Annotated in this window: 28 protein-coding genes; 26 read left to right on the top strand and 2 right to left on the bottom strand. The window is 35.7% G+C overall.

Going from position 1 to position 23,313, the window contains the following annotated elements; translation table 11 throughout:
* The 23 genes from recR (at position 1) to hisA (ending at position 19,534) form a co-directional block, all read left to right on the top strand.
* Positions 1-609 carry a recombination mediator RecR gene (gene recR / locus ACTCIM_RS01820; RefSeq protein ID WP_029966367.1) on the top strand — a complete coding sequence of 203 codons (609 nt, stop codon included), beginning with the start codon at positions 1-3 and terminating at the stop codon, positions 607-609.
* Positions 610-620: 11 nt separating this feature from the next.
* Positions 621-1,166 (top strand): pyruvate ferredoxin oxidoreductase subunit gamma, encoded by a 546-nt coding sequence (locus tag ACTCIM_RS01815; RefSeq protein WP_029966364.1) that lies wholly within the window; start codon positions 621-623, stop codon positions 1,164-1,166.
* A gap of 33 nt (positions 1,167-1,199) precedes the next feature.
* Entirely contained in the window at positions 1,200-2,453 is a 1,254-nt protein-coding gene (locus ACTCIM_RS01810) for a TIGR04013 family B12-binding domain/radical SAM domain-containing protein (RefSeq protein WP_472313510.1), read from the top strand.
* Positions 2,454-2,529: 76 nt separating this feature from the next.
* Positions 2,530-3,564 carry a hemolysin family protein gene (locus ACTCIM_RS01805; protein ID WP_029966353.1) on the top strand — a complete coding sequence of 345 codons (1,035 nt, stop codon included), beginning with the start codon at positions 2,530-2,532 and terminating at the stop codon, positions 3,562-3,564.
* A gap of 2 nt (positions 3,565-3,566) precedes the next feature.
* The gene (locus ACTCIM_RS01800) at positions 3,567-3,962 is read left to right on the top strand and encodes a cytochrome c maturation protein CcmE (RefSeq protein ID WP_029966351.1); all 396 of its coding nucleotides are present in this window, start codon (positions 3,567-3,569) and stop codon (positions 3,960-3,962) included.
* Positions 3,963-4,018: 56 nt separating this feature from the next.
* Positions 4,019-5,896 carry a heme lyase CcmF/NrfE family subunit gene (locus tag ACTCIM_RS01795; RefSeq protein WP_472313508.1) on the top strand — a complete coding sequence of 626 codons (1,878 nt, stop codon included), beginning with the start codon at positions 4,019-4,021 and terminating at the stop codon, positions 5,894-5,896.
* A gap of 3 nt (positions 5,897-5,899) precedes the next feature.
* Positions 5,900-6,511: an ABC transporter ATP-binding protein gene (locus tag ACTCIM_RS01790; protein ID WP_464279970.1), complete on the top strand. Its 612-nt coding sequence runs from the start codon at positions 5,900-5,902 to the stop codon at positions 6,509-6,511.
* 1 nt (position 6,512) lies between these two features.
* Complete coding sequence (locus tag ACTCIM_RS01785) at positions 6,513-7,178, top strand: heme exporter protein CcmB (RefSeq protein ID WP_464279969.1); 666 nt, start codon at positions 6,513-6,515, stop codon at positions 7,176-7,178.
* 2 nt (positions 7,179-7,180) lie between these two features.
* On the top strand, positions 7,181-7,843 hold the full coding sequence (locus ACTCIM_RS01780; protein WP_464279968.1) for a cytochrome c biogenesis protein: 663 nt from the start codon (positions 7,181-7,183) through the stop codon (positions 7,841-7,843).
* Between the two features lie 3 nt (positions 7,844-7,846).
* A complete protein-coding gene (locus tag ACTCIM_RS01775; protein ID WP_464279967.1) occupies positions 7,847-7,978 on the top strand; it encodes a CcmD family protein in 132 nt (43 codons plus the stop codon).
* Positions 7,978-8,523 carry a tetratricopeptide repeat protein gene (locus ACTCIM_RS01770; protein WP_464279966.1) on the top strand — a complete coding sequence of 182 codons (546 nt, stop codon included), beginning with the start codon at positions 7,978-7,980 and terminating at the stop codon, positions 8,521-8,523. The genes ACTCIM_RS01775 and ACTCIM_RS01770 overlap by 1 nt, the downstream gene beginning before the upstream one ends.
* An 80-nt stretch (positions 8,524-8,603) precedes the next feature.
* Positions 8,604-9,725: a branched-chain amino acid ABC transporter substrate-binding protein gene (locus ACTCIM_RS01765; RefSeq protein WP_472313505.1), complete on the top strand. Its 1,122-nt coding sequence runs from the start codon at positions 8,604-8,606 to the stop codon at positions 9,723-9,725.
* A gap of 97 nt (positions 9,726-9,822) precedes the next feature.
* Entirely contained in the window at positions 9,823-10,725 is a 903-nt protein-coding gene (locus ACTCIM_RS01760) for a branched-chain amino acid ABC transporter permease (protein ID WP_472313504.1), read from the top strand.
* Positions 10,726-10,738: 13 nt separating this feature from the next.
* A complete protein-coding gene (locus ACTCIM_RS01755; protein WP_472313503.1) occupies positions 10,739-11,938 on the top strand; it encodes an ABC transporter permease subunit in 1,200 nt (399 codons plus the stop codon).
* 10 nt (positions 11,939-11,948) lie between these two features.
* Positions 11,949-12,740: an ATP-binding cassette domain-containing protein gene (locus tag ACTCIM_RS01750; protein ID WP_029966319.1), complete on the top strand. Its 792-nt coding sequence runs from the start codon at positions 11,949-11,951 to the stop codon at positions 12,738-12,740.
* Complete coding sequence (locus ACTCIM_RS01745) at positions 12,733-13,437, top strand: ABC transporter ATP-binding protein (protein ID WP_029966317.1); 705 nt, start codon at positions 12,733-12,735, stop codon at positions 13,435-13,437. The genes ACTCIM_RS01750 and ACTCIM_RS01745 overlap by 8 nt, the downstream gene beginning before the upstream one ends.
* Positions 13,438-13,452: 15 nt before the next feature.
* Positions 13,453-14,910: an IMP dehydrogenase gene (guaB, locus tag ACTCIM_RS01740; RefSeq protein WP_029966313.1), complete on the top strand. Its 1,458-nt coding sequence runs from the start codon at positions 13,453-13,455 to the stop codon at positions 14,908-14,910.
* 9 nt (positions 14,911-14,919) lie between these two features.
* Positions 14,920-16,470, top strand: a complete 1,551-nt coding sequence (gene guaA / locus ACTCIM_RS01735; RefSeq protein WP_464279964.1) for a glutamine-hydrolyzing GMP synthase — start codon at positions 14,920-14,922, stop codon at positions 16,468-16,470.
* Positions 16,471-16,483: 13 nt separating this feature from the next.
* Entirely contained in the window at positions 16,484-16,777 is a 294-nt protein-coding gene (gene tatB, locus ACTCIM_RS01730) for a Sec-independent protein translocase protein TatB (RefSeq protein ID WP_472313500.1), read from the top strand.
* 75 nt (positions 16,778-16,852) lie between these two features.
* A complete protein-coding gene (tatC, locus tag ACTCIM_RS01725) occupies positions 16,853-17,599 on the top strand; it encodes a twin-arginine translocase subunit TatC (RefSeq protein ID WP_472313617.1) in 747 nt (248 codons plus the stop codon).
* Complete coding sequence (hisB, locus tag ACTCIM_RS01720) at positions 17,599-18,183, top strand: imidazoleglycerol-phosphate dehydratase HisB (RefSeq protein ID WP_464279962.1); 585 nt, start codon at positions 17,599-17,601, stop codon at positions 18,181-18,183. The genes tatC and hisB overlap by 1 nt, the downstream gene beginning before the upstream one ends.
* On the top strand, positions 18,180-18,800 hold the full coding sequence (locus tag ACTCIM_RS01715; RefSeq protein WP_464279961.1) for a hypothetical protein: 621 nt from the start codon (positions 18,180-18,182) through the stop codon (positions 18,798-18,800). Before hisB ends, ACTCIM_RS01715 begins: the two co-directional genes overlap by 4 nt.
* Positions 18,797-19,534, top strand: coding sequence for a 1-(5-phosphoribosyl)-5-[(5-phosphoribosylamino)methylideneamino]imidazole-4-carboxamide isomerase (gene hisA / locus ACTCIM_RS01710; protein WP_472313498.1), 738 nt, complete (start codon positions 18,797-18,799; stop codon positions 19,532-19,534). Before ACTCIM_RS01715 ends, hisA begins: the two co-directional genes overlap by 4 nt.
* Here the strand turns inward: hisA and ACTCIM_RS01705 are convergent.
* Both ACTCIM_RS01705 and ACTCIM_RS01700 read right to left on the bottom strand, forming a co-directional pair.
* Positions 19,531-19,866, bottom strand: a complete 336-nt coding sequence (locus ACTCIM_RS01705; protein ID WP_472313496.1) for a hypothetical protein — start codon at positions 19,864-19,866, stop codon at positions 19,531-19,533. The genes hisA and ACTCIM_RS01705 overlap by 4 nt on opposite strands.
* The gene (locus ACTCIM_RS01700; protein ID WP_472313493.1) at positions 19,857-21,275 is read right to left on the bottom strand and encodes a hypothetical protein; all 1,419 of its coding nucleotides are present in this window, start codon (positions 21,273-21,275) and stop codon (positions 19,857-19,859) included. Before ACTCIM_RS01700 ends, ACTCIM_RS01705 begins: the two co-directional genes overlap by 10 nt.
* Before the next feature lie 169 nt (positions 21,276-21,444).
* Between ACTCIM_RS01700 and ACTCIM_RS01695 the strand changes: the two genes are divergently transcribed.
* Genes ACTCIM_RS01695 through ACTCIM_RS01685 form a run of 3 tightly spaced genes read left to right on the top strand, consistent with a single transcriptional unit; the run spans position 21,445 to position 23,311 of the window.
* Positions 21,445-21,747, top strand: coding sequence for an IscA/HesB family protein (locus ACTCIM_RS01695; protein ID WP_464279959.1), 303 nt, complete (start codon positions 21,445-21,447; stop codon positions 21,745-21,747).
* 25 nt (positions 21,748-21,772) lie between these two features.
* Entirely contained in the window at positions 21,773-22,060 is a 288-nt protein-coding gene (locus ACTCIM_RS01690; protein ID WP_029968895.1) for a PxxKW family cysteine-rich protein, read from the top strand.
* Positions 22,061-22,111: 51 nt separating this feature from the next.
* Positions 22,112-23,311, top strand: a complete 1,200-nt coding sequence (locus ACTCIM_RS01685) for a M20 family metallo-hydrolase (protein WP_029968893.1) — start codon at positions 22,112-22,114, stop codon at positions 23,309-23,311.
* The last annotated feature ends 2 nt before the right edge of the window (positions 23,312-23,313 follow it).

The following is a 23,313-nucleotide window of genomic DNA, read 5'->3' as shown; positions in this document are numbered from 1 at the left end:
ATGCTTAAACATTTACCTGCTCCTTTACAAGAGCTTTGGAAGGTCTTTACTGGTTTTCCCGGGATTGGCCCTAAGAGCGCCTTACGGATGGTTATGGAAATCTTAACCTGGCCAGAAGAAAAGGTGCAAAATATTGGCAAAATTATTCTTACTTTTAGAGAAAAATTAAAACCTTGTGTTCATTGTGGATTGTTAAGCGAAGAAGAGGAGTGCTCTATTTGTAGAGATCCCAGTAGGGATGCTAGTTTACTTTGTGTGGTAGCAGATTTAGATTCCTATTTAGTTTTAGAAGAGGCTGGTTTTTATAGGGGAAAGTATTTTATTTTGGGTGGTCTTTATAATCCTTTAGAAGATAAGGAGTTAAAGGGCATAAATCTAGAAGGCTTACGCAAACGACTGGCTGATCCTGAGTTAAAAGAATTGATTCTGGCTTTGGGAGCCACCGTTGAAGCTGAAAATACAGCCTCTTACATAAAAAATATGGTCAGCAGAGACTTTTCTCATTTAATTTTAAGCAGGTTAGCCCAGGGTATTCCCCTGGGAGCGGAAGTCAAGTATATGGATCAAGAAACCTTGAAACAATCTTTAAATTTTAGGCAGAAAATTTAGGAGTAGAAATGATGTTGGAGATTAGAATTCATGGACGAGGTGGGCAAGGAGGAGTAACTTCAGCTGAGCTTTTGGCCAAGGCTGCCATTGATAAAGGCAAATATGCTCAAGCATTTCCCAGTTTTGGCCCAGAAAGAAGAGGTGCTCCTGTAGAAGCCTTTGTCAGGGTTTCAGATGAGCCCATAAAGATTAGAGAGAAGATTTACGAACCAGATGTGGTTTTGGTGCTGGATCCTACTTTATTGGATGTGGTTAAAGTAGATGCTGGACTTAAGGAAAAGGGGTTGGTGGTAGTTAATACTCCAGAACAAGCTGAAAGCGTGAAGAAAAAATATAGCTATCCCCGTTTAGCCCAAGTGGATGCTCTTAAAATTGCCTTAGAGACTTTGGGGGTACCCATTACTAATACTACCATGTTGGGAGCTTTGCTTAAGGCTACCAACTTACTTTCTCCTGCAGATATGGAAGGAGTTTTAATGGAAAGGTTTGGGGCTAAGTTGGGACCTAAAAATTTTGCTGCTCTGCAAAAAGCTTTTGAGAATACAGTTGTCCTTTAAGCCAGGAAGATCTTCTTCCTGGCTTTCTTTTCTATGTCTGAAGTTTCTCTTTTTTTCTGGTCCAATAATTTAAATCGTTATAGTATAAATGCTCTTTTAGGAGCACTGGAAACTTTTAAGCTACTTTCCTGGTGTAAGGTTCATTTTTTTAAAAATATAGAAGAGATAGAGTTATCTTTAGAAAAAGAAAAAATAATTTTTTGTTTCTCTTTTTCCTCTTTTAATCTTTTGACCGTAAAAAGTACAATAGATTATTTAAAGAAAAAGTTTCCCACTGCACTTTTTCTTGCTGGTGGACCTCATCCCACAGGAGATTATAAAGGTACTTTAGATTTAGGGTTTGATTATGTTTTTTTGGGTGAGGGAGAAAAAAGTTTTCCTCTTTTTATTAAAAATTTTATAGAAGATAAAGAGCTAAAAGATATTCCTGGTATAGCCTTTAAACAAAAGGGAAGATTGGTAAAAAACAAAAAGGAACTGATAGATTTTAATTCTTATTTACCCTTTAGTAAACAATTAAAACGCTTTGGTCCTCTGGAAATTACCAGGGGTTGTCCTTTTGCCTGTAAGTACTGTCAAACTTCTTATATTTTTGGTCCAAAGGTAAGACACAGGTCTTTAGAAGTCCTTTTAGAGTGGGTAAGATTTTTTAAGCAAAAAAAATTATTGGATTTTAGATTTATTACTCCCAATGCTTTAGCTTATGGCTCTAAGGACGGAAAGGAAGTTAATCTGGAAGCAATTGAAGAATTACTGGCTAAAGTAAAAGAAATAGCTCCTCAGGGTAGAATTTTTTTTGGTTCCTTTCCTTCTGAAGTCAGGCCTGAGCAGGTTAGTGTCAAGAGTTTAAAGGTGCTTTCCAGATGGGTGGACAATCAAAATCTGGTGATTGGGGCTCAATCTGGAAGTGATAAAATCCTGGAATTAAGTGGTAGAAAGCACACGGCTGGAGATGTGTTAGAGGCAGTTAAGCTGGCTAGAAAATTTAACTTTTTACCAGTGGTGGATTTTATTTTTGGCCTACCTCAAGAGTCCTGGGAAGATGAACAAAAAAGCATTTTGTTGATGCGTCAAATTGTGGAACTGGGAGGTAAGGTGCATGCCCATACCTTTATTCCTTTGCCAGGCACACCCTGGGCCCGCAAACCCGCAGGCAAAGTAAGTGCTCAGATGAGAAGGGAGATGACCAGTCTTATTGCCAAAGGTTTGGGCTTTGGTAATTGGGAAGCCCAGGAAAAGGAAGCCAGTAGGTTGGCTAAATATTTTCAAACCAGGAAGTTAGAATAAAATAAGGTTAAAAGGTAAATTTGGTCCAGAGGAGAAACTTGCTCTTCTAATGGTTTTAAGCTAACTTCTCTTCTCCATGCTAGACCTAATTTTAGCTTTCTTTTTGGCTGTCTTTGTTTCTGCTCTCTGCTCTGTGGCTGAAGCTGCCCTTTATTCCATTTCTTGGGGAGCTGTGGAGAAATTAAAGGATAGAAGCAAGAGAGCAGGCAGGATTTTAGAAGACCTTCGAGCTAATATAGAAGAGCCTATTAGTGCCATTTTGACTCTAAATACCATTGCCCATACTGCGGGTGCTGCTATTGCAGGTGCTGCTGCTGTAGAAGTATTTGGAGAAGGGAGTATTTTTTTATTTTCCCTGGTTTTTACCTTTGTAATTTTAGTCTTCTCTGAAATTATTCCCAAAACAGTAGGTGTAGTATATAATGATAAGATTATTCCTTATATAGTATATCCTCTTTATGGTCTTATTGTTGTGTTTAAACCTATCATTAAATTGTTCAATATTTTTGTATATTTTATTGAAAAGAATAAAGATAAATGTAAAGCTACAGAGGATGATTTAATCGCAATTTTAAACTTAGGTAGAAGGTCTGGAATTATAAAACCTTATGAAGAAACTTCTATTCAAAATATTTTAAACTTAGATAAAAAAAGAGTGAGTGATATTATGACTCCGCGTACAGTTATGTTTACTTTACCCGTAAATATAACTGTGCAGGAAGCTTTTGAAAAGAAAAAAATTATTCCACATAGTAGAATACCTGTGTATGATAAGGATCCTGAAGATATTGTTGGTATTGTTTTAAGAAGGGATCTTCTTTCTTCTTTGGCTAGTGATAAACATAATTTGACCCTGGATAAAATTATGAAACCTGTGCAGTTCATACCTGAAAGTGTAACTTTGGATAGGCTGCTGGTGAAACTTTTGGAAACCAGGACTCATCTTTTTATTGTTTTGGATGAGTATGGCGGAGTGGCCGGCTTAGTTACCCTGGAAGATGTGCTGGAAGAGATTTTGGGTAAAGAAATCATTGACGAAACAGATGAAGTGATAGATATGCGAGAGCTAGCTAGAGAGAGAAGAAAAAAAATTATTGGAACAAGGGAATAAGAATGAAAAAGAATTATATTTTGGCTTTTTTGCTGATTTTAGGTGCAATTATTTATCTGGGAGTAAGTGCTTTAAAAGAAGATAAGGTCTATTTTTTAAAAGTGTCTGAAGCCGTGGCCATGGGATTGGATAAGATTGACCAGGCCAGGCTCTTTGGCCTGGTAGAGGCAAAGGATTTTAAGCAGTCTAAGAGTAAGTTGGAAGTAAACTTTTTACTGGCAGATAAGGAAAATAAGGAAAAAGTTATTCCTGTTTATTATCAAGGGGCCTTACCTGATACCTTTAAGCCAGGAGTGGAAGTGATAGTAGAAGGAAAAATGAATCATCAAAGTAATATTTTTGATGCCACTTTGATTATGACCAAGTGTCCTTCTAAATATAAAAAGAAGAATAATTAAGCTTATAAGTCTGTTTTTGACTATTTCACTTGTTTAATTAAGTAAGGAGATATTTTATGCATTATGTAGCTTTTTTTTCTTTACTTCTATCTTTATTGATAGGAATACTTGGAGGAGGTATAAGTATATATTTTTTGCTTGTTAATCAAGGTGAAGAAATAAAGTTAAGTTATCTAGAATTATGTCAAAAACTAATTACAGCTACTGTATTATTATCCTCATTTATTTTATTTTATGCCTTGGCAGTAAAAGACTTTTCTTTTTCTTATGTCCATGATTATACGGATAGCTTTTTACCGCTTTTTTATAGACTCAGTGCTTTTTGGGCTGGGCAAGATGGCTCTTTTTTGTTTTGGTTATTGTGTATTGCTTTACTGGGAGTTTTCTTTATTTTTACTCCCACCTATAGAGAAAATTTAAGGGATCGAGAAAAGATTTTATTCTGGGTATTTTACTTTTTGATTGAAGCTTTTTTTCTTTTGATGTTAACTGGTCCTAGTAATCCTTTTTTAAAATTGGATCCTGCTCCTGTAGAAGGAAGAGGTCTAAATCCACTCTTGCAAAATGTGGGAATGATTTTTCATCCTCCTTTGCTTTTTTTAGGTTATGCAGGGTTTACTTTACCTGCCTGTCTGGCCTTGGTCTTTTGGTTGGAGGGGAGGTATAAAGACTGGTTCAGGCCTATTCGTAATTTAACTGTTTTAGCCTGGGTCTTTTTGACCATTGGTATTTTGCTGGGTGGTTGGTGGTCTTATATGGAGTTGGGCTGGGGAGGGTATTGGGCCTGGGACCCTGTTGAGAATGCTTCTCTTATTCCCTGGCTTTTTGCCACTGCCTATCTACACTTATCTCTTATTAGTAGAAGGAAGAAGACCTTATATAAAACCAGTTATGCCCTGATACATTTAAGTTTTCTTAGCTGTATTTTTGCCACTTTTTTGGTTAGAAGTAATGTAGTGGAATCTTTGCATGCCTTTGGCAGTACAGGAGTGGGCACTCCTTTAGTGGTTTTTATGATGGTTTACTTAGGAATAGTTATTTTAAATCTGTTTGTTAAAGTTTCTTCTAAATCTCTAGATGAAGTGTGGTCCAAGTCTGGACTTTTATTTATTACTTCCTGGATACTTATATTTATAGGAATAATTATTATTATGGGAACTATGTGGCCTGTTATTTCTAAACTTTGGTCCAGTAGCCCCATTGGATTGGATGCAAAATTTTATAATAAGGTTTGTTTGCCTTTATTTGTCTTAATTAGTATCGTCCTTTTCTTTTGCTTTTTAATTAACTGGCAAGGAAGTTTAAAAAGTAAAACTTTATCTTTTGTTGCTATGCTTTTAGCCTTGGGCTCTATTGGTTTATTTTACTTTTTAGGTTATGCTAATCTTCTTTCTTTATTGGCTATAGGAGTTTCTATTGGCTTAATAGGTACAGTTTTGTTTAGCTTATTTAAAGAAAAGCTTTATAAAAATATTTCTTTTTTGGGAGTTTATGGTTTGCATTTAGGACTGGCTATTTTAGTAATAGGTGTAGCTTTATCTGGACCTTTTAAACAGGAGAAAGAATTAATTTTATCTCCCCAAAAAAAGGTGGCATTTAGTAATTATGAACTGCATTATGAGGATTTAGTGCAAAAAGAAGAGCCAGGGATAAAGATTTTTGAGGCCAAATTTAAACTTTATAAACAGAAGAAATATTTAGGAGAATTGCTGCCTCAAAAAAGACTATATGCTCATTTTGAACAGCCTTTTGTAGAAGTGGATACTTATCCTTCTTTAGGTCAGGAAGTGTATATTAGTTTACTGGGTTTTGATGAAGATAAAAATGTAAGTATTAAGGTAAGTCTAAATCCAGCTATTAACTGGGTATGGATTGGAGGAAGTATTTTATCTTTATTTGGGCTTTTGGCTGTATTTAGGAAGCAAAAAATATAAATTATGTTGCTAGAGCTTAACAATATTACGCATTTTTTTGGAGAGCGTTTAATTTTCAAGAATGTTTCTCTAGAGTTGTTTCCAGGTAAGATTTATATGCTAAGAGGTGCTAATGGCAGTGGAAAGTCTACTTTGCTTAAAATTATAGCAGGTATTTTAAAGCCTACAGAAGGGAAGGTAATATCTTCTACTCCCAAATATAAAGTAGGTTATTTGGCCCATCAGCCTTTTTTATATTCCTATTTGACAGCAGAAGAAAATCTGGATTTTTTCGCTACAATTTATGGTCTAAAACTTAGTAAACAAGCTTTATTGACTTATCTGGAGGAAGTTGGACTTAAGTTTTTTGCGCGAGAAAAGGTAAAGAATTTTTCCCGGGGTATGAAGCAACGTTTAAATTTAGCCAGATTGTTTCTATGTAAACCAGAGGTTATTTTGTTGGATGAACCAGAAACAGGTCTAGATAAAGAATTTCAAGCAAAATTGAGAGAAAAAATTACCTTTTTTAAAAAAGAGGGAAAATTGGTGATTTGGATTTCTCATTTAGAGAACTTTTCTGCTTATGATTTTGAGCTCTCTATTGAAAACAAAGAACTCAAAATAAAGGAGCATTGATTTGTCTTTTTGGGCTCTGGTTAAAAAAGATTGCCAGCTTATCTTTGGAAGGAGCAGTGTTTTTGTCCAGGCTATTTTATTGGGATTATTATTGATATTTATTTTTAGCCTAGCCAAACCAATAGGTGAGAGAATAACTCCTAATCAAGCAGCTTCCATCTTCTGGATATCTACTGTTTTTGCTTTGATTTTGATTTTTAATTTTATTTATTTTTTAGAAGAAGAAAGTAAAATGCAAGATGCCTTATTGCTTTCACCTTTAGCTAGCCAAAATATCTGGTTGGCCAAATCCTTAAGTGGTTTAACGGTTACTCTGGTTATTCAACTTATTTTTTCAATAGCCATTTTTGTGTTTTTAGAGCAAAGTGTTGTTCAGTTTTCTTTTTTAGCCCTGGCTATTTTTTTATCTATTGATTTAGGTTTAGTGCTGGTAGGTTCTTTACTGGGAGCTTTGTCTCAAGGACATGAATTAAGAGAGTCCTTTTTATCCATAATTATTTTTCCTTTATTGGTTCCCTTAGTGCTTGCTGGTGTAAAGACAGGTAGCTGGTTTCTGGGAGAAGTAAATATTAGTTTGTCCTCCTGGATGAAAATAGTGTTTTCTTTTGATTTAATTTACCTGGGAAGTGGATATATTTTATTTCCCTTTGTGTTTAGTGGAGAATAAATATGTGGTTATTAGTTGTTATATTCCTATTTTCTTTAATAATAAATCAGTGGATGATTTGGTTTTATGCTCCAGTGGAAGCAACTCTAGGTATAGTACAAAAAATATTTTACTTGCACTTACCCTTTGCCTGGTGGGGAATGTTTAGTTTTTTTCTAGTTTTTTGCTTTTCTTTACTGTTTTTGTTTAAAGCAAAAGAAAAATATAGTTTGCTTAGTGTGGCCAGTGCAGAAATTGGAGTGCTTTTTTCCGGACTGGCTCTGGTAAGTGGCTCTATTTGGGCCAAGGCTAGTTGGGGTGTTTGGTGGACCTGGGACCCCAGGCTTACCACTACTTTAGTAATGTGGTTTCTCTATTCAGCTTATTTGTTACTCCAAACTTTAGATTTACCTCTGGTTAGAAAAAGAAAACTATCTGCTGTGTTAGGTGTAGTTGCTTTTTTAGATGTACCTCTGGTCTTTTTTTCTGCTAGAATCTTTAGAAGTATTCACCCTGCTGTGTTTGCTTCTAGGGAAGGTGGTCTTCCTGAGGAAATGTTTTTTACTTTGCTCTTTAGTCTGTTTACTTTTTTCTTTCTTTGGATTTTTTTGTTTTCTTTTCGTTATAAGCAGTTAAAGTTAAAAAATAAACTAGATGGTCTCTTTTTAGAACTTATAAAGGAGTAAAAGATGAAATATATTTTTTTAGCTAATATTGTGGTTTGGATAGGTATAAGTGGGTATTTACTATTTCTTTTTAGAAAACATAAGAATATAGAAAATAGACTGTTTGAATTAAAAATGATTAAAGAGGAAGAATAATGTTTATAAAAAAGCAAACTTTAATAATTATTTTAGCAAGTTTTATTGTTATTTTTGGAGCTTCTTTAGCTTATAGAATAGCTAATCCTAGCTTGACCGTAAAGACTGTAGATGAAAGTATGCAAAACAGTCCTATGGGTATGGTTGTTGCTCTGATGCAAAAGGTCAGTAAAAATCCTAAGGATATAGAATCCTTAAGAAAACTAGCCCTTGTATTTATGGAACTTAAAAGCTGGGATAGAGCTATAACTTTTTGGACTAAGGTTTTAGAGATAGTTCCAGAGGATAAGATGGCTTTGAGCCAAATTGGTTTTTGTTATTTTCAAAAGAAAGAATATTCTAAAGCGGCTAATTATTATGAGCAAGTAATCAGCTTGGAGCCAACTAATTATATAGTAAACTATAATCTGGGGGTTATTTATAGGAATTTTCTTAATGAACCTGCTAAGGCCAAAGTGTACTTGGAAAATGTTCTTCAGAGTAAAGAGGCAGAAGAGGAGGTTAAGAAGGAAGCAACCAAGCTTTTGGAGGGTATTTCTAATTGACAGGGAAAAAGCTTTAAGGTTAAGAATGTTAGCTATCGTTTTAAAACTCTAATCGGGTAAAACAAGTAGGAGGGGGTATTATGGGTAAACTTTGGAAAGTGTTGTCTTTGGTAAGTGTGACTATTTTTTTAAGCGCATCTATGCTTTGGGCTGCTGAAACCCTTAAATTTGGGGTGGCTGGCGCTCACTCTGGAGACCTGGCTTCCTATGGTCTTCCATCTGTGAATGCAGCTGAATTGGTAGCGCAAAAGTATAATGCCAAAGGTGGTCTTTTGGGTAAAAAGATTGAGATTATTAAGGGCGATGATCAGTGTAAACCTGAGCTGGCTACTAATGTTGCCACCAAGATGGTTTCTGATGGAGCTGTAATTGTTCTGGGACACATTTGTAGTGGAGCTACAAAAGCTGCTTTACCTATTTATAAGGAAGCTAAAATTGTTGTTATGTCTCCTTCTGCCACCAATCCTCCTTTGACTCAAAGTGGCGATTATCCCAATTTTTTCAGGACTATTGCCTCTGATGATGCTCAGGGGAAATTAGCTGCAGAGTTTATTATTAAAAAACTCAAACTAAAAAAAGTAGCTATTATCCATGATAAGGGTGACTATGGAAAGGGTTATGCTACTTATGTAAAACAATTTATTGAACAAATGGGTGGAGCTAAAGTGGTTCTCTTTGAAGGAGTTACTCCTGGTGCTGTGGACTACTCTGCAGTAGTGCAAAAGGTTAGAAGGTCTGGAGCTGATGTGGTTGTTTTTGGTGGTTATCATCCTGAAGCTTCTAAGATTGTAACTACCATGCGTAAGAAAAGAATGAAAATTCCTTTTGTCTCTGATGATGGAGTAAAGGATGATACCTTTATTAAAGTAGCTGGTAAGTATGCTGAAGGTGTATATGCCACTGGTCCTAAGGATGTTTCTGCTAATCCTTTGTACAAACAGGCTGAAGAAGAGCATAGAAAGGCTTATGGCACTGCTCCTGGAGCCTTTTTCTTTAATGCTTATGCTGCAGCTCAATGTATGTTAAACGCCATTGAAAAAGCTGGCTCCACCAAATATGAAGATATTGTAAAGGTTTTGAGAACTGAATATGTAGAAACTCCTTTGGGTAAAATTAGATTTGATGAAAAAGGTGATGCTGAAGGCGTAGGTTTTTCTGTTTATCAAGTTCAAAATGGCAAGTTTGTAGAATTATCCAAATAAGTTAAAGTGTTATTTAATTCTTTAATCTAAAGGGTAGGTGTGAATTAACGCCTACTTTGGATTTTCAGAAAATCCTTTTGTAAAGAGGCAGATTACCATGGATTATTTTTTGGAGTTATTTTTTGGCGGCTTAACTCGAGGAAGTATTTATGCTTTGATTGCGCTTGGTTATACCATGGTCTATGGAATTATCGAACTCATTAACTTTGCCCATGGTGAAATTTATATGATAGGAGCTTTTACAGCTCTTATTGTAGCTGGAGTATGTTCTTTATTGGGGCTTAATCTAATTTCTATTTTAATTCTGGCTATTATCATCTCCATGTTTTATTCTGCAGCGTATGGTTATACAGTGGAAAAGATTGCCTATAAGCCATTACGTAATGCCCCAAGGCTTTCTCCTTTGATTAGTGCTATAGGTATGTCCATATTTTTACAAAATTATGTTTTGCTAGCCCAAACTTCTGACTTTGTTCCTTTCCCCAGTTTGATTCCAGAATTTGAATTTATGGAGCCTGTGGCCCATATTATGGGGTCCTCAGAATTGGTAATCATTGTAGTAACGGCTATTGCTATGGTTATTCTAAGCCTTTTTATTAAGTTTACTAAGATTGGAAAAGCCATGCGAGCTACTGCTCAAGATAGAAAAATGGCTCTATTGTGTGGCGTTAATGTGGATAGAGTCATTTCAGTTACCTTTATTATTGGTTCAGCTTTAGCTGCCTTAGGTGGTGTACTTATCGCTTCCCATATAGGACAAATAAATTTTTATATAGGATTTATTGCCGGTATTAAAGCTTTTACTGCTGCTGTTTTGGGTGGAATTGGTTCTATTCCGGGAGCTGTGTTGGGTGGTTTGGTTTTGGGCTGGACAGAAAGTTTTGCTACTGGTTATGTTTCCAGTGATTATGAAGATGTATTTGCCTTTTGTCTGTTGGTTATAATTCTTATTTTTAGGCCTGCAGGTATTTTAGGCAGAACCAATACTCAGAAAGTTTAAGGATAGATAAGCGATGAGAGAGATAATTAAGTCTTTACAGGTTTCCCTTTGGTTTATGTTTTTAACCTTTCCCATTATGGTGATTCGAGTTGATACCGTAGAAAAAACTGTCCAGTGGAGATGGGCAAATCTTTTATATGTAGGGTTAGCTTCTTTTTTTCTTTCTTTTATCTGGAGATTTTTAATTAAAAGAAAAGAAGAAGGAAGTAAAAAAGAAGAAAGCAAAGAAGAAGGCTTGACCTTTGTACAAAAAATTATTGCTACTCCTAAGTATAGTAGACCAATTTATGCTTTAGTATTTTTATTTTTATTAATTTTTCCCTGGATAGTTTCCACTTATCAAACTAATATTATGATCTCAGCTCTTATTTACGTAGTGTTGGGGTTAGGGTTAAATATTGTAGTGGGTATAGCTGGTCTTTTGGATTTAGGATATGTAGCCTTTTATGCCGTGGGTGCTTATGCCTATGCCCTTTTAAATTATCACTATCACTTAGGCTTTTGGACCGTATTGCCTTTAGGTGGGCTTTTAGCTGCTATCTTTGGTATTCTTCTGGGTATTCCAGTTTTAAGGCTTAGAGGAGATTATTTGGCTATTGTTACTCTGGGATTTGGTGAGATTATCAGGTTGATTTTGGAAAACTGGAATGAATTTTCCTTTGGACCCAGTGGTATTGCCAATATTCCCCGCCCTGGGTTTTTTGGTATGAAGTTGGGAGTGGAAGAAGCCACCATTTATATTTATTATTTGATGATCTTAATGGCCATTATAACCATTTTTGTGGTAAACAGGTTGCAGAATTCTCGTCTGGGTAGAGCCTGGCTGGCCTTAAGGGAAGATGAAGTGGCCTGTGAAGCCATGGGCATAGATAGAATGAAAACCAAGCTGGCTGCCTTTGCTCTGGGAGCTACCTGGGCTGGTTTTGCAGGAGTAATTTTTGCGGCTAAAACCACTTTTATTAACCCTGCCAGTTTTACTTTTTTAGAGTCTGCCATTATTCTTTCCATAGTGGTTTTAGGAGGTATGGGCTCCATTGTAGGAGTTATTTTGGCTGCCTTTTTAATGATTTTGTTGCCTGAGTATTTACGAGCCTTTTCTGAATATAGAATGCTTCTTTTTGGAGCGGCAATGGTTTTGGTGATGGTGTTTAGACCTCAAGGACTTATTCCCAGTGTTAGGCGTAAGTATGTTTATGATTTAAAGGAGAGGTAGAAAGGAAGTTATGGCTGAAGCAATCTTAGAAGTAAGAGAACTATGTAAGGATTTTGGTGGGTTAAGAGCTTTGGACCATATTGATTTGGAAGTTTATCCAGAGCAAATTGTAGCTTTAATTGGTCCTAATGGTGCGGGTAAAACCACCTTTTTTAATTGCGTTACTGGTATTTATGAACCTACAGAGGGAGATGTTTTTATTTTAGACCGTAAAGGTAGAAAAAAAAGAGTTAATGGTTATAAACCCAATAAAGTTACAGAGCTGGGATTGGCCAGGACTTTTCAAAATATAAGACTTTTCCCCAATATGACCGTTTTAGAAAATGTTATGATTGGAAGACACACCAGGACAAAATCCTGGATTTTTGGAGCACTTTTTCGGGACAGGCGAACTAAAGAAGAAGAAAAAGAAACTATAGAAGTTAGTTATGAGATTTTGAAAAAGATGCGTTTGGAAAAGTTTGTTAATGAGTTGGCTTCCAACTTGCCCTATGGTGCACAGCGAAGATTGGAAATTGCCAGAGCTCTGGCCTCAGAACCCAGTTTGTTACTCTTAGACGAACCTGCAGCAGGGATGAATCCTCAGGAGACAAAAGAACTAGAAGGATTGATTGAGCAGATTCGTGACCAAGAAAAGATAGCTATTTTGCTGATTGAACATGATATGAAACTGGTAATGAATATCTCAGATGTGGTTTATGTGATGGAGTACGGTAGGCTTTTGGCAAAGGGAACTCCTCAAGAGATTAAAGAAGATGAAAGAGTGATAAAAGCTTATTTAGGTGAGGATCATGATGCTTGAGCTTAAAGGTGTTTGCACTTTTTACGGAAAAATTCAGGCCTTACACGAGGTGTCTTTATCTGTACAAGAGGGAGAAATTGTAACTTTAATTGGAGCTAATGGAGCAGGTAAAACCACTACTCTTATGTCTATTTGTGGTATTGTTCCTGCTAAAAAGGGAGAAATCTGGTTTCAAGGAGAGCCTATTCACAAGCTGTCTCCAGATCAGATTGTGGCCAAAGGTATTATTCAAGTTCCAGAGGGAAGGCTTATTTTCCCACGCATGACAGTAATGGAAAACTTGGATATGGGAGCTTATTTGCGTAAGGATAAAGCAGAGATAAAAAGAGATTTGGATTATATTTTTGACCTTTTTCCCATTTTGGCAGAGAGAAAAAATCAACTGGGTGGGACTTTAAGTGGTGGAGAGCAGCAAATGCTGGCCATTTCCAGAGCGCTTATGGCAAGACCAAAAGTGCTTCTTTTGGATGAGCCTTCTTTGGGTTTGGCTCCTCTGGTGATTAAGCAAATATTTAAAATTATTGAAAAGATTAACAAGCAGGGAACGACCATTTTCCTGGTAGAGCAAAATGCCCACCAGGCTTTAAAGATTGCTCATAAAGGGTATGTGATGGAAAATGGACGGATTGTAATGGAAGATAGTGCAGCCAATTTATTAACCAATGAAGATGTAAAGAAAGCTTATCTGGGCTTATAATTTTTAGGAGGTAATATGGAAAAAATAGTGGGCACTGGTTTAACTTTTGATGATGTATTGCTTCTGCCTGCTTATTCTGAGGTCTTGCCAGACCAGGTTGATTTGAAGACTAGGCTTACTCCTGAGATAGAGCTTAATATTCCTCTTTTAAGCGCAGCTATGGATACAGTAACTGAGGCCAGGATGGCTATTTCCATGGCTAGAGCTGGAGGAGTGGGAGTTATTCATAAAAATATGACCATTGAGCGTCAGAGACTGGAAGTTGAAAAGGTAAAGAAATCAGAAAGTGGGATGATTTTGGACCCTGTGACTGTTAGTCCTGAAGATAGTGTGGCCTATGTTCTGGAATTAATGTCTGAATACAGAATTTCTGGACTTCCTGTTGTAGAAGGAGATACCTTAAAAGGGATTGTTACCAATAGGGATGTTCGTTTTGTAGAAGACTTGCGCACCAAAGTAAAAGAGGTAATGACTAAAGAAAATTTAATTACTGTTCCAGTGGGAACCACTTTGGAAGATGCTAAAAAGATATTGCAGAAGAAAAAAGTAGAAAAATTATTGGTAGTGGATAAAGAAAATAAGTTAAAAGGTCTTATTACTATAAAAGATATTGAAAAGGTAAGAAAGTATCCCAATGCCTGTAAAGATGTGTTTGGTAGGCTTAGAGTGGGCGCAGCTGTAGGAGTGGGTAAAGATAGAGAAGAAAGGGTAGAGGCTTTACTTAGAGCAGGAGTTGACTTTATTGTGGTGGATTCAGCTCATGGGCATTCCAAAAATGTACTGGATACAGTAAGAAGCATTAGGAGTGCTTTTCCCCATTGCCAGATTGTAGCTGGTAATATTGCCACCTATGAAGGTGCTAAAGCCTTAATTGAAGCTGGAGCTGATGCAGTAAAAGTGGGAATTGGGCCTGGTTCTATTTGTACTACCAGAGTAGTTACAGGGGTGGGGGTACCCCAAATTACAGCTATTATGGAAGCAGTAAAAGCTTGTAGAGAAAAGGATAAATGTCTTATTGCTGACGGTGGAATTAAGTTTTCTGGAGATATTGTTAAAGCCATTGCTGTTGGTGCTGATTCAGTAATGATGGGTAGTATGCTTGCTGGTACAGAAGAAAGCCCTGGAGAAACTGTACTATATCAGGGAAGGACATATAAAATTTATAGAGGTATGGGCTCTATAGATGCTATGAAAGCTGGTAGTTCAGACCGTTATTTTCAGGATAGTTCACATAAACTTGTCCCGGAAGGAATTGTAGGTCGCGTTCCTTTTAAAGGTCCTGTTAGTGAAACTATTTATCAATTGATTGGTGGTCTTCGTTCTGGTATGGGATATCTGGGATGTAAAAATATTAAAGAGTTGCAGACTAAGAGTAGAATGGTACAAATAACAAATTCTGGTTTAAAAGAAAGTCATGTGCACGATGTAATTATTACCAAAGAAGCTCCCAATTATAGAATAGAAAATTATTAGAGGTTTTTTATGTTTACAGGAGATAAAGTCCTTATTTTAGATTTTGGTTCTCAATATACCCAGTTAATTGCCAGAAGGGTACGAGAAGAAGGGGTGTATTCAGAAATACATCCATGTAATATTAGTTTGGAGGAGATAAAAGCCATAAATCCCCAGGCTATTATTTTGTCTGGAGGGCCTGCCAGTGTTGTTCAGGAAAATAGTCCCAAAATAGACCCTGCCATATTTGACTTGGGGTTGCCTATTCTGGGAATTTGCTATGGAATGCAGTTAATAAGCTATCTTTTAGGTGGTAAGGTAGAGCCTGCAAAGGTAAGAGAATATGGTAGGAGTTCTTTAGAACTTTTGACTTCTTCTCCTTTATGGGAGGGTATTTGGCCTGATCATAAAGAATTTACAGTTTGGATGTCCCATGGCGATACTGTTTTAGAAATTCCTCAAGGCTTTGAAGTACTGGCCAAAACCGAGAGCATAGAGTTTGCTGCTATTGGGGCTCGAGAAAAAAATATTTATGCCTTACAGTTTCATCCAGAAGTGGTGCATACGGATTTTGGTAAACAAATTATTGCCAATTTTCTGTTTCAAATTGCCAGGCTTGAACCTTCCTGGTCAATGAGTTCTTTTATTGATAATGTTTTGGAAGAAGTAAAAGTCCAGGTGGGAGAAGATAAAGTAGTTTGTGCTTTAAGTGGAGGAGTTGATTCTACTGTAGTAGCTGTTTTGCTCAACAAAGCTTTGGGTCATAAATTACATTGTATTTTTGTAGATAATGGACTTTTACGTTTGAATGAAGGTGAAGAAGTTGTATCTTATCTTAGAAAGCACTTTGATTTAAATTTACATTATGTTCAAGCACAGGATTTGTTTTTAAATCGTTTAAAAGGTGTTACTGATCCAGAGGAAAAAAGAAAAATTATTGGCCATACTTTTATAGAAGTTTTTGAGCAAGAAGCTAAAAAAATAGAAGGTGTAAAGTGGTTAGCTCAGGGCACCCTTTATCCAGATGTTATAGAAAGTATCTCCTATAAAGGTCCTTCTGCTGTAATTAAAAGCCATCACAATGTGGGTGGACTGCCAGAGAAAATGGACTTAAAGCTCATAGAGCCTTTAAGGGAATTATTTAAAGATGAAGTGAGAAAAGTGGGTATAGAGCTGGGATTACCTGATTTTATCATCTGGCGTCATCCTTTTCCTGGTCCTGGTTTGGCTATAAGGATTGTGGGAGAGATTACTCCAGAACGTTTAGAGATTTTAAGGCAGGCAGATAAAATCGTACAAAATGAACTTTTAGAAGCTGATTGGTACAGAAAGGTATGGCAGGGTTTTGCTGTTTTACTGCCTTTAAAAACCGTGGGTGTCATGGGTGATGAAAGAACTTATGAGCATGTAGTGGCTTTACGGGTTGTAGATAGTATAGATGCCATGACTGCAGATTGGTCTAGACTTCCTTCAGAATTATTGGCACGTATTTCCAATAGGATTATTAATGAAGTTAAGGGCGTAAATAGGGTAGTCTTTGATATTTCTTCTAAACCTCCTAGCACCATTGAATGGGAGTAATAAGGTGGCCTAAATGTTTGGAATAGGTTCAACTGAGCTTTTAGTCATTCTAGTAGTTGCTTTGATTGTTATTGGTCCTTCTAAATTGCCTGAAATTGCCAGGACCTTGGGTAAGGCTATGGCTGAGTTCAAAAAGGTTTCTACAGATGTAAAAAGAACAATTGAACAGGAAATAGAAAAAGAAGAAGAAAAAAAGGCAGCTGAAGAAGCAAAAAAGGAACTGGAAAGTAAAACAATACAGGAAGAAAATCCAGAGAAAGAAGAGATTTCCAGTTCTAAGAGCACAAACGAGGAGTCAAAAGCCTAAATGAGTGAAGAATTAAAAAACGAGGGACAAGACGCCCAGGCAGAACAAGAGGTTCCTTCTTCTGAAGGGACAGAAATGACCTTTACTGAACATTTAGAAGAACTAAGGCAAAGGTTAGTTCGTTGTATTATTGCCATTGTGGTGGGATTTTTAGGTAGTTATGCCTTTTCTAAAGAGGTCTTTAATCTTTTAATGCAACCCTTGGTAAGAGTTCTTCCGCCCAATAGTACTTTGATTTTTACTTCTCTCCCAGAAGCCTTTTTTACTTATCTGAAAGTTTCTCTGGTTACAGGAATTTTTGCTGTTTCTCCTTATATTTTTTATCAACTATGGCAATTTATAGCTCCTGGTCTTTATGAAAATGAGCGCAAGTATCTTTTACCTATAGCCTTTTTTTCTGGTATCTTTTTTATCATAGGGGCTCTTTTTGGGTATTTTATAGTATTTCCTTTTGGATTTCAGTTTTTTATGGGCTTTGCCACTGAACTCATCCGTCCCATGCCTACCTTGCGGGAGTATTTTAGTTTTTGTGTAAAATTGCTTTTTGCCTTTGGTCTTATCTTTGAACTACCTCTTTTTATTTTCTTTTTGGCCAGATTGGGAATGGTCACCAGTAGTGGGCTTAGAAAGAAGAGGAAATATGCCATTTTAATTGCTTTTGTAGTTTCTGCTATCTTGACTCCTCCAGATGTGGTGACCCAAACATTAATGGCAGGACCTTTGATTATTTTATATGAACTGGGAGTATGGATTGCTTATTTTTTTGGTAAAAAAGAAAAGCGAGCCAAAGAAGACTTACCTAGCAAAGCAGGAGAAAACTAATGCGTCAGGCAAGTTTTGAGCGTAATACCAAGGAAACCAGGGTAAAGGTTTTTTTAAACCTTGATGGACAAAGAGAGATAAGAGTTAGTACCGGACTTGGCTATTTGGACCACATGCTGGAACTTCTGGCTTTTTGGGCTTCGTGGGATTTAAAGGTAGAAGCCCAGGGTGATTTAGAAGTGGATGCACATCACACCATAGAAGATATTGGCTTATCTCTGGGAAGTTGTTTGGATAAGGCCTGGCAAGATAGAAAAGGGATACTTAGGGTAGGTCAGGCCAAGGTTCCTATGGACGAAGCTTTGGTAGAGAGTATCGTGGATATTTCTGGAAGACCTTTTTTGGTCTGTAAGGGGTTTTCCCAAGTTCCTGCTCTGGTTTTTGGGGAAGAAAAAGATGTGTTTAGAGAGTTTTTTAAAAGTCTTAGTTTTAGCGCCAGGTTTAATTTACACCTTATTTTTCACTATGGTTCCAATGGACATCATCTTTTAGAGGCTGCTTTTAAATCTTTAGGACTTGCTATGAGAGAAGCCTTAACTTTAGTGTCAAATCAAATTAGCAGTACTAAAGGGAGCTTAGATTGAGAATAAAAAAAATATTTATAATCTTTTTTCTTTTTTTATTAGGATGTACTTCTTCTAAACCTATTTATAAATTTGAAGAAAAAAATTTTTCTTTAGCTATTGCTCCTTTTCATCTGCCCAGTGGGTCCTGGGAAATGCTTGCTGGTTACTACCCAGTGGATAAAGATATTGATTCTAAGGTGTTAAATACTCTTAATAGCAATTTAGAATCCTTATTGGTTCAAAAAAAAGTTAACTTTATTTCTTTTAAACTGGTCTCACCTTGTTTAGAACTTATTAAAAGCAAAAAGACTTTGTCCATGTTTGAGTTCTGGGTGCAGGTGGGTAAATGCGTTCCCTGTGATTATTTGCTCATTCCTTATATTTATAAATATAAAGAGAGAGTGGGGGGAGAATATGGAGTAGAGGAGCCTGCTTCTGTAGAATTTGACCTCTTTTTACTTAATATCAAAGAAAAAAAGATTGTTTATCGCTATCATTTTGATGAGCGCCAGCTCTCTTTGAGTGAAAATTTACTTAATTTAAAAAAGTTTATTACCCGCAAAGGTAAATGGATTAAGGCTGAGGAGTTGGCAAGAGAAGGAATGGAATTGGGATTGGAGGAAATGGGATTATGATTATTTTTCCAGCTATTGATATTAAAGATGGACGCTGTGTTCGCTTGCGTCAGGGCAGGGCCAAGGAAGAAACAGTTTATTTTGATAATCCTGTAGAAGTTGCTTCTTTTTGGGAAAGTCAAGGCGCTCAATATTTACATCTGGTAGATCTGGATGGAGCTTTTGCTGGAGAGCCTAAAAACCTTTCTTTGATTCAAGAGATTGCTAAAAAGGTAAAGATACCTCTTCAATTGGGAGGGGGAATACGCAATATAGAGATTGCCTCTTATTATTTTGAGGCTGGAGTTACAAGGCTTATAATTGGCACCTTAGCTTTAGAAAATCCCGAAGAGTTTGCCCGACTGACCGCTAAATTCCCTGGTAAAATTGGAGTTTCTTTGGATGCAGAAAAGGGAACTCTTAAGAGTAGAGGATGGGTTAAAGATACAGGGCTTAAAGTGGAACAAGTAATCCCTGAACTCATAGAGCAAGGAGCCTCTTTTTTAGTTTATACTGACATTTTAAGGGATGGGATGCAATCAGGAGCCAATATTTCGGCTTTAAAGAAAGTTTTGCAAATTTCTTCTATACCTGTGCTGGTGGCAGGAGGCATTCACAATTTAGAGGATATAAAGAAACTTTATCCTTTAAGCAAAGAAGGACTGGAAGGAGTAATTACTGGCCGGGCAATCTATGAAAAAACTCTTGACTTAAAAGAAGCTTTGTCTTGGCTGGAGCAACAAAAAATATCTTAGTGTTCTAGAATACAATTTTCTAAGGCCTTATCAATATAAATAGGATATTGTTTCATTTGTCCGTTTTTTATTTCGATACGCAACATTTTCCATTCTTCATAATCAATATAATCAATCTGACCTTTAGCCTGAGGACTTAAGTGTTGGCTGAGAGACTTAAGTAAATCTTCTAAATCAAAATAAAAATTATCCCAAGAGAAAAAGTCTAATCTGTTTTTGTTTATTTCTATTTCTTCAATGGAAAAATTTTCCAGGATTTCTTTTATTTTTTTTAAGTTAGCAGAATTATCTTCTATATAACCGTATTTTTTGTAAATTTTGTCTATAGCCATAGGTAGACCTTATAGCTATTTAAGAGTAAAAAAGTGCTGATAAAGGGATTATTTTCTTCTATAATGCACACATTATTTGAAGATTTCCAGACATTAGCATATAGTTTTATATATGAATTTTTTTGTTGAAAAATATTTAGACTTATTTTTTCTTTAGTTAGTATGTTATTATTTTTTAAATCGTCAAGAGAAATAGAAGTAGATAATTTTTTTTCTTTAATCCCTAAAATAGAAAATATATTTTCAGAGTTAACTGAAGGTGTATATAAATAGTTAGAGTTAAAATTGTTGGTGTTTATCTTGGTTATTTTTTTATTTTCTTTTTTTAGAAAAATAGCTTTTAAATTAAATTTTTTTAAAAAAGATTGCACCAGGTTAATATTGCTTGGTATTTTATCTTCTAAAATAAATATTGCATACAAATTGTCATTTATTTTAACTAACTTATTGGCTTTTATTTCCAAAGAATAATCCGTGTTATTTATAATAAAATTATCCTGGCTTTTCCAGATTTTTATTTGCTTTGGATTTTTCAGGGCAAGTATATCCAGGGCTTGAGAAATTTTAAAAGAAGGAAGCCTGATAATAGTATAGGGAAAATTATTGTTTTGGGATTTGTTTTTTTTGAGGGTTAGAAGGACTTTATCTCCCCAGGGGGTGTTAAGCAAAATGTTTTCTTTTAAATCAATATAAACCCATTCTCCATTTGTTCTGGGAAAATAGGCCTTTAAACCAGGAGTTATAATGAATCCCAGTTCTTTTAATATTAACTCTAGATTCTTTTTATCAGACTTTACAACACTAACTTTTTTTATTTTTGTTTTGGGAGGTTGAAGAGAGACCGGAATTGCACTTTTTGTTTTTAATGTTTTAGCTAAGTTTAGAGGTATGGGTAGATTTATTTTATCTCCTACTTCCAATTTGTCTGGGTCTATATTGGGGTTGATAGTCTTAAATATTGTTAGGTATTCGTTAAATATCAAATTATTAGGAATACCAACTTTGTCTCGTAAAATATTTACAACATTATCTCCTTTTTTTACAATATAAAAAGACTTTTTATACTTATACTTTTTTAAATATGAATAATTTTTAGATTTTACATATATTTTAGGTATTAGCAAAATGTCATTTTCTTTTAGGTTTGAAAGGTCTTTTATGTGAGGATTTATTTTTTTAATAATTTTTACTACATGTGGTATTTTTCTTTCTGGTATACCTTGTTCTCTTAAAATTTTATATAACCACTCTCCCTTTTTAACCTTATATTTAATTAAGTGTTTTTGAGAAATGACCATTTTTTTGGTAAAGAAAAGTCTGGGCAGTTTTTTACTCTCCACAGGGAAAGAGCAAAAATTTAAGAAGAGTAAGAAGAGAATAAGGGAGAAAAATACCTTTTTTGCTTGCATGCCTCTTTCCTTAATAATTTTTTTCTTTATTTCAAGTAATTGTTTTCATATAATTTCAATTTATTTTAGTAGTAAAGAGTTAAACTCAATTTTGTCTAAAGCTAAAAATTGACAAAAACTAAAACAAACCTTAGTTAATAAGACTTCAATTTTTTCGGAGGTTTTTTATATGTTTAATTTGACTGAAAAGGCAAAGGTTCAGTTGGAGCGTTATTTTGCAGAGCAAGAAAAGGCTCCTATCAGAGTTTATATGGCTGCTGGCTGAGGTGGGCCAAGATTGGCACTTGCTCTGGATGAGCAAAGAGAAAATGATAGGGTGTTTGAGGTAGAAGGTTTTACCTTTTTAGTGGAAGAGAGTTTATTTAATAGCGCAGCTCCAATTACTGTTGATATGAATGAAATGGGTTTTGTGGTTAAATCCGCTTTACCTATGAATTCTTCTGGAGGTTGCAGTTCTTGCACTTCCTGTTAATAATTTTTGAGGAGGTGGAATTTATATGAAATGCACTACTGTTAGACCAGGTTTTGAATGTGCTTTTATGACAGATAAAGGGTGTTCCTATAAAGGTGGACAATGTTATCCTGTTGTAGAGCAATGCGAAGGTTGTGAAAGAATCAAGGAATTTGACGGAAATAAGTATTGTCTGAGTTATCCTGAACCTGCTGTTAAATGGGCCCATAAGGCTTGTAATTTTGCTACTCATGTAAAGGCTGTAGTAGATAATAGCGGGCAAGTAAAAGTTAACCCCTTAAAGGCTTCGAAGCGAGCTGCTAGGGGAAGATAAAAAAATAAAAAGGCCCTCTAGAGGGCCTTTTGTTTTTTACAGGAAAGCTATATGGATAAAGGTATCTTAGAATACAGAAATGAAGTAATTTATCTTCAACAGGAATTGGTGCAAAGAACTGCTTTGGGTCCAGAAAATGGTGGTCAGGGAGAAGAAGAAAAGGCTTATTTTTTAGTTGATTATTTAAAAAAGCTAGGTCTTAATCCCCAAATTTATTGGGCTACTGATACAAGGGTGGCAAGTGGAAAGCGTCCCAATGTTGTAGCCAGGTATGCTGGAAAAAGTTCTAAAACCCTCTGGATTCTTTCTCACCTGGATGTGGTTCCTCCAGGAGATTTATCTTTGTGGAAGAGTAATCCCTATGAGATTGTTGTAGATGGGGACTATATTTATGGAAGAGGAGTAGAAGACAATCATCAGGGGATTGTTTCTTCTCTTTTGGTTTTAAAACGATTGAGAGAACTAGATATAACTCCTGATTATTCTCTCGGCCTTTTATTTGTTGCTGATGAAGAAACAGGTAGTAAATATGGTTTACAATACCTGTTAAATCAGGATATTTTTCAGCCGGATGATTTATTCTTAGTTCCTGATCACGGTACTCCAGAAGGAGATAGTATTGAAATTGCTGAAAAGAGCATGTTTTGGTTGAAAATTATTGTGGAAGGTAAACAGTGCCATGCTTCTGTTCCAGATAAGGGTATCAACTCCTTGGTAGCCAGTGCAGATTTTATTTTGCGCTTAGAAGAGCTAAAAAGTATTTTTCCTCTAAAGAATCCTTTGTTTGATCCTGATTGCTCTACTTTTAGCCCCACCAAAAAAGAAGCTAACGTGGAAAATATAAATACGATTCCTGGTAAGGATATTTTTTATTTAGATTCCAGGGTATTACCTGAATATAAGCTAGACGATGTGTTAGAAGAAATAAGAAAAATTGGTCAAGAGGTGGAAAAAAAGAGAAAGGTCAATATTAAGTATGAAATAGTGATGCAAGAGCAAGCTGCTCCCATTACTCCTGAAGAGAGTGAAGTTGTAACTTGTTTAAAAAAGGCTATTTTTTCTGTGTTAAAGAAAAAAGCTAAGTGTATTGGAGTTGGGGGAGGGACTGTAGCTGCCTTTTTGCGAAGAAAGGGCTTTGAGGCAGCTGTTTGGTCTACTTTGCTTGGTTTTGCCCATCAACCCAATGAGCGTTCTTCCATAACTAATACCCTAAATGATGCTAGAGTAATGTTTAAGATGCTTTTTAAGTAATA

Source organism: Desulfonauticus sp. (assembly GCF_055126295.1).
Note: the sequence above shows the minus strand (reverse complement) of the source record. Positions and strands in the feature narration are given on the sequence as shown.